Annotated in this window: 8 protein-coding genes; 2 read left to right on the top strand and 6 right to left on the bottom strand. The window is 67.7% G+C overall.

Annotated features, from left to right (window positions below; genetic code table 11):
- Positions 1-206 precede the first annotated feature (206 nt).
- Genes HNO81_RS17400 through HNO81_RS17415 form a run of 4 tightly spaced genes read right to left on the bottom strand, consistent with a single transcriptional unit; the run spans position 207 to position 5637 of the window.
- Complete coding sequence (locus tag HNO81_RS17400; RefSeq protein WP_175319360.1) at positions 207-947, bottom strand: thymidine kinase; 741 nt, start codon at positions 945-947, stop codon at positions 207-209.
- Complete coding sequence (locus tag HNO81_RS17405) at positions 940-2166, bottom strand: alkaline phosphatase family protein (protein WP_175319361.1); 1227 nt, start codon at positions 2164-2166, stop codon at positions 940-942. The genes HNO81_RS17400 and HNO81_RS17405 overlap by 8 nt, the downstream gene beginning before the upstream one ends.
- A 1-nt stretch (position 2167) precedes the next feature.
- Positions 2168-2911: a DUF5998 family protein gene (locus HNO81_RS17410; RefSeq protein ID WP_175319362.1), complete on the bottom strand. Its 744-nt coding sequence runs from the start codon at positions 2909-2911 to the stop codon at positions 2168-2170.
- 41 nt (positions 2912-2952) lie between these two features.
- Positions 2953-5637 (bottom strand): GNAT family N-acetyltransferase, encoded by a 2685-nt coding sequence (locus tag HNO81_RS17415; protein ID WP_175319363.1) that lies wholly within the window; start codon positions 5635-5637, stop codon positions 2953-2955.
- Positions 5638-5713: 76 nt separating this feature from the next.
- Between HNO81_RS17415 and HNO81_RS17420 the strand changes: the two genes are divergently transcribed.
- The gene (locus tag HNO81_RS17420; protein WP_175319364.1) at positions 5714-8248 is read left to right on the top strand and encodes a DNA topoisomerase (ATP-hydrolyzing) subunit A; all 2535 of its coding nucleotides are present in this window, start codon (positions 5714-5716) and stop codon (positions 8246-8248) included.
- A 20-nt stretch (positions 8249-8268) separates the two neighbouring features.
- Here HNO81_RS17420 and HNO81_RS17425 read toward each other — a convergent pair whose 3' ends face one another.
- Positions 8269-9069, bottom strand: a complete 801-nt coding sequence (locus HNO81_RS17425) for an ABC transporter permease subunit (protein ID WP_175319365.1) — start codon at positions 9067-9069, stop codon at positions 8269-8271.
- Positions 9059-10036, bottom strand: a complete 978-nt coding sequence (locus HNO81_RS17430) for an ABC transporter ATP-binding protein (protein WP_175319366.1) — start codon at positions 10034-10036, stop codon at positions 9059-9061. The genes HNO81_RS17425 and HNO81_RS17430 overlap by 11 nt, the downstream gene beginning before the upstream one ends.
- Before the next feature lie 69 nt (positions 10037-10105).
- On the opposite strand from HNO81_RS17430, the gene HNO81_RS17435 reads away from it, so the two are divergent.
- Positions 10106-10624 (top strand): DinB family protein, encoded by a 519-nt coding sequence (locus HNO81_RS17435; protein ID WP_175319367.1) that lies wholly within the window; start codon positions 10106-10108, stop codon positions 10622-10624.
- The last annotated feature ends 24 nt before the right edge of the window (positions 10625-10648 follow it).

Consider the following 10648-nt stretch of genomic DNA (forward strand, 5'->3'; position numbering starts at 1 on the left):
CTCCACCCCGGCACCATCAACCTCAGCAACCAGCACAGCAAGGGCAGCACGAACACCTTCGAACGCCTTCACCACCGCCGCCATTCCCATAAACCCATCATGACAAGGGGGTACGACAATCAAGCGGGTCAAGCCATTTCGCCGTGGAGGCGAAGGGGAGCGCTTCTGCGTCCCGGAATGGAAGTGCCGGTGCGTGCGCGGGCGGGTCAGCCCCTTGAGCCAGTCCCCCGGCCCTCGCCGGGCCCGCCGGAGCCGTGCCAGAGGCAGGCATCAACCTCGAACGGCAGCAACTGGTCCTGCTGTGCCATCAACGACGCTCCGTGCGCCGTCACGCGCCGCATGAAGTGGCGGCGGCAGAGTGTCTCGTAGCCCACTACGGGGATATGCCCGGCTTCCGGGACGGCAGCTTCCACCACCATGTCCACGTCACCGACCACCACCTGCGCGCCCTCAGTGACCATGACGCCGTCGACCGTCCTGGCATTGTGCGTGGCCCGGCGGCCGCACCAGCACAGCGCCTCCACCTGGAGCACCTGCACCCGGTCGGCGAGTTCGATCAGGCGCTGGGAGCCGGGGAACAGCCGGGTGCGGAAATCAGCGGTGATGCCGAACGCGAAGACGTCGACGTCGATCTCATCCACCACTTTGGCCAGCTGTTCCACCTGTTGGGGCGTGTAGAACTGGGCTTCGTCGCAGATCAGGTAGTCAACCCGCCGGCCTTGGGTGCGTCGGAGCATGACTTCCTCCCAGAAGTCGGTGCTGTCCAGGACCTCCACCGCGTCGGTCTCGAGGCCAAGGCGGCTGGAGATCCGGGACTCGCCGGCGCGGTCGTTCCTGCTGAACCGGACGCCGCCACGGCCGCGGACCCGGTGGTTGTAGTCCATCTGCAGGGCCAGGGTGGACTTTCCGCAGTCCATGGTGCCGGAGAAGAAGATGAGTTCAGCCACGCCGCCGCGTCCTTCCTTCAGCCGTGAAGCAGAGCAGCGGGACTTCACGCTCGGCCTTGGTCAGTGAGCCGTGCTGGCCCACCACCTCCATGGCAGTCGGACGCATGCGCCGCCCGTCGTAAAGCGCGACGGCGTCCCGCGCCGCGATCATGACGTCACCGATCCTGCCTTCAACGGCAGGCCGGACATCGTCGCCGAAGAGTCCCCCGGCAACGGCTTCCCCGCGGGTAAAGGCCCAGATCCGGTCACCGAACCGCGCCTTCCAGGCGGCCAACAGCCGCTCCGCGCCGCCGTCGGACAGGTGCGCTTCCTCGAGGTACAGGTGCACCATCCGTGGTTCCCCTGCGGTGTGGCGGACGCCGTCCACCAGGGCGGGGTCGGTGGAAAAGTCGATCCTTCGCGGCTCGTCTACGTCCAGCATGCCGTGGTCGGCCGTGAGCAGGATGGTGGTGCCGGCAGGAAGTGTGGCGTTGAGGCGTTTGACGGTGGCGTCGAGCTCTTCGAACTGGTGTTCCCACTGCTCGGAGCGGCAGCCGTAGCGGTGCCCGGCCTTGTCCAGGTCGTTGACGTAGAAGTACATGAGGGACGGGCCGGCCGCTGCCATGGCGTCGGCAGCGGCGGCGGTCCGGGCATGGGGGGTGGTCCCCGGGATGAACTTTCCGCCCCGCAGCGCCGCCCGGGTCATCGGAGATCCGTCAAACTGGGCCAGGCTGACCGTGGTGACCTCCACGTGATGCGCAATCCGCTCGAAAACGGTGGGGAAAGGCTGCCAGGCGGCCGGGTCAACGCCCGGGTCCCAGTTGCCCAGCAGGTTGACTACCTTGTCCTGGTCCGGGTCCAGGACGTCGTAGCCCACCATTCCGTGCTGGCCGGCCGGAAGGCCGGTGCCAAAGCTGGACAGCGCCGCGGCGGTCGTGGAGGGGAACGCGGAGTCCAGCCACACCGGGACGTCACCCTGGCCGGCCTGGAGCACAGAGCGCAGGAAGGGCGTATGGGCGGATTTCTGCTTGAGGAGGTTCCGGCCCAGTCCGTCCGCGAGGACAACGCAAACCCGTGATGCGGCAGGAAGTGCCAGGGTGTTGGTGAACTCCCCCATCCCAAGGCTGGCCGCTGCGCTGGTCAGGACTTCGGCGATGGAGCGCTGCCCGTAGGCGGGAGCGGGCGGAAGGTCGGGGGTGCGTCCGGTGGCTGGTACGGCGTGGTGACGGTCTTCCGGCATCTCAGCGCTGCTGGTGCCCGCGGCTGAGCCGGTTGCCGAATACCCCGGAACGCGGCCGCGGCGCCATGGACTGGGCGTGCGATGCGGGGGCGGCGGACCCGGTGTTGACCGCACGCAGGGCCCGTGCGAAGAGTTTGGCGTCCTGGACGGCCTGCAGCCCGTCTGCCTCAGCGCTGATGCGCAGGACGATGTCCTCCTGGGCGATGGTTCCGGTGTAGCCGTGGTCCGCTTCGCACTGCGGATCACCGCAGCTCGCCGGGCCCATGTCCAGCCGCTGGCCGCCGGACCAGGCGATGGACAGCGTCAGTTCGCGGACCGGATCCGAGGGCTTGTAGTTCTGCGGCTGCGCGTACATGTAGCTCAGGACCACGGACCGGATCTGGGCGACGGGAACGGACTCGGTGGAGATCTGGGCGACGATCTGCTCCCCTGCCTCGTCCAGCTGCTGGTCATCCACATGGGTGATGACCAGCATGTCGGCGGTGAGGACCAGGACCGTGATGTGGCGGCGGACTTCCGCCCGGTCAAAGTGGGTTTCCAGGTGCACCAGGTGGGCTACGCAGTCCCGGCCATCCAAGGCGTCATCGACAACATCAGACACCAGGCGCGGGTAGAAGCCGGCCTTCTGCAGCGCGTCCTCCAGGCTCTGGCCCTGCGCTCCGTGGTTGTGTGAGCTGTGCTGGCGGATTGCCTGGTTTTCGTTTCCGGGCGTTTCGGGTGCCGACGCGGGAGGCTGGAAGCTCATGCCCCCATTTTCACAGATCGGCCGGTCACTTGCTAACCGCCTCAGCCCAGCATGGCCCTGCGGGCGCTGTCGGTGCGCTGCGCAGCGTTGCCGATCCGGACGTCGGCGGCAAGGATGGTGGCCCCCGCCGGCCCGCACAGGACGGGGTTGAATTCCACCAGCGCGATCTCCGGATGGTTGTCCTTCATCCAGGCCAGACGGCCGGCCAGGTCCTCCAGGGCCTGCACGTCAACAGCGGGAAGGCCCTGGTAGCCGAAGAGCTTCCGGGACGCCCTGGGCGCGCGGATGAAGTCGTGGACGTCCGCCGCGGAGAGCGGTGGAACGCGGTGGGCCCAGTCGTCCAGGAGGTTGACGGCGTCACCGGCGAGTCCAAAGGAGATGACAGGACCCAGCAAGGGGTCCTCGATGGCGCGGAAGGTGCACGCTTGTCCCACCGGCGCCATGGCCTGGACTTCGAGCGCCGGATCTCCGTAGGCGGCGAGCGCACGCCGCATTTGCAGCACGTTCAGGCGCAGCGACTCGGCGTCCTCGATGCCAAGCCGGACGCCACCCAGGTCCAGGCGGTGCCGGAGGGCCGGCTCGGTGGTCTTCAGTACTACCGGCCAGCCCAGCGAATCTGCTGCCGCAACGGCCTCGTCGGGGGTGGTGAACGGTGCCGATGGCAGGACGGAAATGCCGTAGTGGCCCAACAGGGACGCCGTCGCCGCGGGGTCCAGCTGCTTGAGTTGCTCGCCCGTGACGTCCCGCAGCAGTTCATCAATTTCGGTAGCCGCCTGGCGCGGATCGCAGCCGGCGGGCTCCACGAAGTGGCCCTGGTCGCGGGCCGCCCATTCGGCGTACCGGACCACGGCGGCGAGCGCGGCCACGGCAGCGCCGGGGTTTGAGAAGCAGGGGACGGTGCAGTCCCCTGTTCCCAGCAGTCCTTCCACCGTGATGGCGGGATCCAGGATTCCGGTGAACGCCGCCACCACCGGTTTCCCTGCGCTTGCGGAGCATTCAGCCAGGACCTGGGCCACCGCGTCGACCGTCAGGCCGCGGGCGGGCAGCAGGGCGGCCACGGCGGCGTGCACGGTGTCTGAGGCCAAGGCCTCCAGGAGGGCCCTGCGCAGCGCAGGCAGGGCCACCGACTGTCCGGTATCAAGGTCGAGGCCGGACACCACCTGCGCCACTCCCAGGCCATGCGCCGCGGCACTGTCCGCCACCACATTGCCCAGCGCCTGGGAGTTGCTGAAGATGGCGACGTCGGGCCCGGCCGGAAGGGGCCGGCCGGAGACCACCGTCGCCACGTCCACCAGTTGTTCCACGGTCTCTACCCGGATCACGCCGGACTGGCGCAGCATCGCATCCAGCGCGCCCGCCGGCGCCTGCGTGGTCCGTACGGCATGCCCCGGCGGCAAACGGAGTCCCATGGTGTCCGATTTGGCCACGATCACGGGTTTGGTGCGTGCCAGGCGCCGGGCGATGCGGGAGAATTTGCGCGGGTTGCCGATCGATTCGAGGTACAGGCCTACTGCCGAGGTGTCGGAGTCGTCTTCCCAGTACTGCATCATGTCGTTGCCGGAAACGTCCGCCCGGTTGCCGGCCGAGAGCAGGCTGGAGAGCCCCAGCCGGCGCCGGCTGGAAGCGGCGTAGAGCGAGACGCCGATGGCCGCCGACTGGCTGAACAGGCCGAGGCTGCCGCGCAACGGCATGGTGGGGGCCATGGACGCGTTCAGGGACACGTCCGGGTGGGTGTTGGCGATGCCCAGCGACGCCGGCCCGATCACCCGCATTCCGTTGGCCCTGGCCTGGCGCACCAGGGCGCGCTGCCGCAGCAGGCCGCGTTCGCCGTCGTCCGCGAAGCCCGCGGAGGCGATCACTACGCCCTTGACGCCCGCTACCGCGCACTCTTCCACTACGCCGGCGACTTCCTCGTAGGGCACGGCGATGATGGCCAGCTGGACGGGATGGGGAACTTCGGAGAGCTTGCCGTAGGACAACATGCCGGCCAGTTCCAGCGCCTCGGGATTGATTGCGTACACCGGGCCGTGGAAACCGCCCTCGATGATGTGCTCCAGCAGCTGGTACCCCACGGTCCCCCACTTGCGGCTGGCACCGATCACGGCAACGGACGACGGCGCCAGCAGGTCCCGGACGCTCCTGGCCTCTGCACGGTGCTCGCGGGATTCCATCACGGCGCGGGATTTTTCGGTGGGGTCCACGTTGAACTCGAGGCTGACGACGCCGTCGTCGAAGTGGCGTTTGACGTCGTAGCCGGCGTCGGAGAAGACCATCAGCATCTTGCGGTTCTCCGGCAGGACCTCGGCGGTGAACTTCCGGATCCCGTTTTCGTGCGCCGCGGCTGCAAGGTGCTCCAGCAGGATGGAGCCGATGCCCCTCCCCTGGTGGGCGTCGGCGATGTTGAACGCGACCTCGGCTTCCGTGGGATCGGTCAGCCGGTCATAGCGTCCGATGCCGATGATCTCGCCGCCGATGGTGATGACGAACGCCACCCGGTCTTTGTAGTCCACTTCGGTGAACCGCTTGAGCTCCTTGGCGGACAGCCGCGCCTTGAACGCGAAGAAGCGCATGTAGATTGAATTCTGCGACTGCCCGGTATGGAAGGCCTGGACGGCGTCCGCGTCCGACGGGTGGATGGGCCGCAGATGCGCTGTCCCGCCGTCCCGCAGGACGACATCGGCTTCCCAATATTCCGGATATTCGCCGTCCCCGGGCTGATCCACCATAGGCTTAGCCTAGCCAAAAACTATCGCAGCACACCCCAAGGCTGCGCAGTAACCGCAGAAGGATTCACCAAACCCCATGGCCCGCCGGCAAAGTTCAAAACCCATCGTGGACGACAGCTACACGGAAAACATCGTCGATATCGACGTGACGTCCGAAATGCAGGGCTCCTTCCTGGAGTATGCGTACTCGGTGATCTACTCCCGGGCACTGCCGGATGCGCGTGACGGGCTGAAGCCGGTGCAGCGCCGCATCCTGTACATGATGAGCGACATGGGCCTGCGCCCTGACCGCGGCCACGTCAAGAGCGCCCGCGTGGTGGGCGAGGTCATGGGCAAGCTGCACCCGCACGGCGATGCTGCCATCTACGACGCCATGGTGCGCATGGCGCAGGACTTCTCGCTGCGGCTGCCGCTCATTGACGGGCACGGGAACTTCGGCTCGCTCGACGACGGCCCGGCGGCACCGCGGTACACCGAGGCCAGGCTCGCGGCGGCCGCCCTCACGCTCACCAACCACCTCGACGAAGACGTGGTGGACTTCGTCCCCAACTACGACAACCAGCTGACCCAGCCGGATGTCCTGCCCGCCGCCTTCCCCAACCTGCTGGTCAACGGCGCCACCGGCATCGCCGTCGGCATGGCCACCAACATGGCCCCGCACAACCTGGTGGAGGTCATCTCAGCTGCCAGGCACCTGATTGCCCACCCTGACGCCGGCCTGGATGACCTGATGCGGTTCGTCCCGGGCCCGGACCTGCCCAGCGGCGGCCGGATCGTGGGCCTGGACGGGATCCGCGACGCGTATGCCACCGGCCGCGGATCGTTCAAGACCCGCGCCAAGGTGGAAATTGAACAGCTCTCCGCGCGCCGTACCGGCCTGGTGGTCACCGAACTGCCGTACATGGTGGGTCCGGAAAAAGTGATCGAGAAGATCAAGGATGCCGTCAACGCCAAGAAGCTGACCGGCATCAGCGACATCGTGGACCTGACGGACCGCAAGCACGGACTGCGGCTGGTTATCGAGCTAAAGAACGGCTTCAACCCGAATGCTGTCCTGCAGCAGCTTTACCGGTACACGCCGATGGAGGACTCCTTCGGCATCAACAACGTCACGCTGGTGGACGGCCAGCCGCAGACGCTGGGCCTGGTGGACCTGCTGTCCGTCTACGTCAATCACCGGATCAACGTGGTCCGCCGCCGGACGGTCTTCCGCCTGGGCAAGAAGAAGGACCGCCTGCACCTGGTGGAGGGCCTCCTCATCGCCATCGTGGACATCGACGAGGTCATCCAGATCATCCGGTCCTCGGATGAGGCAGCGGCAGCCCGCGAGCGGCTGATGTCCATCTACGACCTCACCGAGGTCCAGGCCAACTACATCCTGGAACTGCGCCTGCGCCAGCTCACCAAGTACTCCCGGATCGAGCTGGAAAAGGAGCAGGACGAACTCCGCCGCGAGATTGCCGAACTTCAGGCCATCCTGGACTCCGAGGAACTGCTCCGCACCGTGGTCTCCGACGAACTTGGCGCTATTGCCGAGGAACACGGCACCCCGCGGCGGACCGTCCTCCTGGAGTCCGAGGCCGTGTCCCCCACGGTCGCAGCTGCCGAGCTGGCCGGGGCCAAAAAGGGCAAGGCTGCTCCACTGTCCCTGGAGATCGCGGACGATCCCTGCTGGGCCATCCTCACCGCCTCCGGTCAGGTGGCCCGCACCAGCAACCAGGAACCGTTGGCCGAGGCGGGCCCCCGGAGCAGGCATGACGTGTTCACCTCTGTGGTCAAGACCTCGGCCCGCGGTGAAATCGCTGCCGTCACCTCGCAGGGCCGCATGCTCCGGCTTCAGGTGATGGACATGCCGGTCCTGCCGCCCATGGCGGGCCTGCCCAACCTGGCCGGCGGCGTCCCGGCCAAGGAGTTCCTCACCCTGGTCAAGGGTGAAACCCTGGTGGCGTTCGTGCGGCTGGATGAAGTCCTGGCCATCGGCACGGCCCAGGGCGTGGTGAAGCGCGTCCAGCCGGACTACCCGCTGAACCGGGAAGACTGGGAAGTCATCACCCTGAAGGACAAGGACGTGGTGGTGGGAGTCGCTCCAGCCGGTGCCGATGACGCCGACCTGGTGTTCCTCACGCGGGAAGCCCAGCTGCTGAAGTTCCCGGCAGCCGTGGTCCGGCCCCAGGGGCGCACTGCCGGCGGCATGGCCGGGATCAAACTTGCAGCCGGCGACCAGGTGATCTTCTTCGGCGCTGTCCAGCCCGGGGATGACGCCGCCGTCGTGGTCACCATTGCCGGCACCAACGGCGCCCTTCCCGGCACCGCCCCGGGCACGGCCAAAGTCACCGCATTCTCCGAATATCCGGCCAAGGGCCGGGCCACGACCGGGGTCCGGTCGCACCGGTTCCTGAAGGGCGAAGACATGCTGTTGCTGGCATGGGCAGGCCATGGGCCAGCCAAGGCTTCGTCGGCCGGTGGAGTGGCGCGGTCACTGCCGCAGGAGCACGGCCGCCGGGACGGATCGGGTGTCCCGCTCTCCCAGGCCGTGGACGTGGTGGGGCCGGCCATGGCGTGGACGGAAGCACCCGCAGACGGGCCCTCAGCCGGGGAAACCGCGGAGTAGGCTTGCGGACGTGGCCGGGTTCAGCCGGCTACGTCCCGGCGGCGAAACCCGGCCACGGCGAGCGCCACCAACACCGCGATGGTGGCCGCGGACACCAGGACACTGTCCCAGGCGGTACCGTTCCGCAGGGGGTCGTGGGCGATGTACTGGAAGAACGGCGACACCTTCTGGATCCGGTCAAAGACCTCAACCAGGGGTGCCAGTGCGTTGACGATGTAGGCCAGGACCGCCAGCACGGCAGGAACGCCGCGGCTGATCCCGGTCCGTCCGGTTCCGGCTGACAGCGCCAGGGCCAGGGAGCCGAAAACGACTCCGAGGAGTGCCAGGTGGAGCATGGCCGCGGCCACCATGTCTGCTGGCAGAACCAGGTCCACCAGGCTGCCTTCAAGCACCAGGGACACGCCCATGACCGCGGCCAGCACGAAGGTGCCCGCCACCATGGCCAGGAACTTGTCCACCACTACCCTGCCCCGGCCCACGGGGTTGGAGAGCAGCAGGTCCATGGTGTGCCGGTCCTCTTCACCGCCGATGGCTCCCGCACCGGCGCTGACGGCGTAGATCAGCACGGCGATGGGCCCCATGAAGGAGAGCAGCTCCACCTGGATGTAGCCGGTGGGAGTGGACATGTCCGCACTTGAAGTGGCGAACAGGGAACGGAACGCCTCCGGCATTTGCTCGATGAAGCCGCTGATGGAGGGCTGGGACTGCACCGACGGCCAGACGGCGGCGTACATCGCCACGATCAGGACCAGCGAGAGGGCCCATGCCAAGAGCTGCCGGGCCTGGTCACGGAGGGTCTTCAGCAGGACGCTAGCCAGCATGGCGTGCCTCCGCTCCGGCCGCGGCGGGATGGCGCGCCGCATTGCCGGTGTTGCCCATTCCGTAGTAGCTCAGGAACGTCTCCTCCAGAGGTGCCTCGGAGCACTCGAAGTCTTCCACTTCCCGGGCGCTGACCCGTTTGAGCAGGGCGTCCAGGGCCGACTGCGGGGCGTTGCAGCTCAACATCCGGCCGTCCACCAGTACGTCCCGCACTCCGGGAACGACGGCGAACTCCGCCGCGGATACATCCTCCGCGAAGTGGGCCCGAACCCGGTGCAGGGAGCGGGCGGCCAGGTCCTGCAACCGCTCCACCGCCACCAGCTTGCCGGCCCGGACCACACCGATCCGGTCCGCGACGCGCTCCACTTCGCCCAGGACATGCGACGAGAACAGGGCGGAGCCGCCGTCCGTTGTGTGTTCGCGCAGGATGGAGTGGAACACCTGCTGGACCAGGGGGTCGATTCCGCTGGTCGGTTCGTCCAGCACCAGCAGCCGCGGGCGGGACATGACCGCCAGGACCACGGCGAGCTTTTGCCGGTTCCCGCGTGACAGCGTGCGGGCCGCCCGGCCCAGGTCCAGTTCCAGCCGGTCCGCTACCTCTGCCGCCCGCCGGCCGTCGTCCCGGTGCCGCAGGTGGGAACAATAGGCCACGTGCTGGTGGCCGGTGAGGCGGTCGTACAGCGCCGGCTCGCCGGGAACGTAGCCCACCAGCCGGTGGACGTCGCGGGATTGCCGCCAGGTGTCGAGTCCCAGGACGGACGCCGTGCCGGACGTGGGCCGCAGCATGCCCATAAGGAGCCGGATTGTGGTGGTCTTGCCTGCCCCATTTGGGCCCAGGTATCCGAAGACCTCGCCCGGTTCAATGGTGAGGCTCACGTCGTCGAGCGCCGTGGTCCGGCCAAAGCGCTTGCTCAGGCCGGCCAGCCGCACCATGCTCTCAGCGCCGCCTGCGTGCGCTTCCTGGCTCATGCGGCCACGTTAACGGGGGTGCTGCATGCGGCCCAGAGTCTTTCGGCCCGCAGAGCTTAGACTGCTCCCATGCCTATCGTTCCTGATGAGAAGGACTGGACCTGGGTCCTGTCACAGCCCTGCCCGGAATGCAACTTCCATGCCGCGACGGCCACCCCTGCCACGCTTCCCGGCAGCATTGAAAGCATGATTCCCCGGTGGCTGGCCGTGCTCCGCAGGCCGGACGCGGCCGAGCGTCCCGACGGGCAGACGTGGTCCGCTGTGGAGTACGCGTGCCACGTGCGGGACGTCTTCACCCTGTTCAACCAGCGCCTGAACCTGATGCTGGCCGAGGATGGTGCCCGCTTCGCGGACTGGAACCAGGACCAGACGGCCCTCGAGAAGGACTACGCCAACGCCGATCCTTCCGAGGTGGGTCCGGAGCTGGCGGCTGAAGGCCACGAGGCCGCCGAGTCCTTCGCTTCCGTCCCCGAAGAGGAATGGGGACGGAAGGGCGTGCGCAGCAACGGCTCCGAGTTCACCATCCTGACGCTCGCCCAGTATTTCTTGCACGACGTGGTCCATCACCTGCACGACGTCGACGGCTGACGACAGGGCCGCTACCCCGGGTGC

It is taken from the genome of Pseudarthrobacter sp. C4D7 (assembly GCF_013359725.1).
Classification (GTDB): domain Bacteria; phylum Actinomycetota; class Actinomycetes; order Actinomycetales; family Micrococcaceae; genus Arthrobacter.

Coding starts and splice junctions, on each gene's coding strand:
- HNO81_RS17430 (WP_175319366.1), bottom strand. CDS start 10,036: ATGAGCCAGGAAGCGCACGCAGGCGGCGCTGAGAGCATGGTGCGGCTG.
- HNO81_RS17420 (WP_175319364.1), top strand. CDS start 5,714: ATGGCCCGCCGGCAAAGTTCAAAACCCATCGTGGACGACAGCTACACG.
- HNO81_RS17425 (WP_175319365.1), bottom strand. CDS start 9,069: ATGCTGGCTAGCGTCCTGCTGAAGACCCTCCGTGACCAGGCCCGGCAG.
- HNO81_RS17435 (WP_175319367.1), top strand. CDS start 10,106: ATGCCTATCGTTCCTGATGAGAAGGACTGGACCTGGGTCCTGTCACAG.
- HNO81_RS17415 (WP_175319363.1), bottom strand. CDS start 5,637: ATGGTGGATCAGCCCGGGGACGGCGAATATCCGGAATATTGGGAAGCC.
- HNO81_RS17405 (WP_175319361.1), bottom strand. CDS start 2,166: ATGCCGGAAGACCGTCACCACGCCGTACCAGCCACCGGACGCACCCCC.
- HNO81_RS17410 (WP_175319362.1), bottom strand. CDS start 2,911: ATGAGCTTCCAGCCTCCCGCGTCGGCACCCGAAACGCCCGGAAACGAA.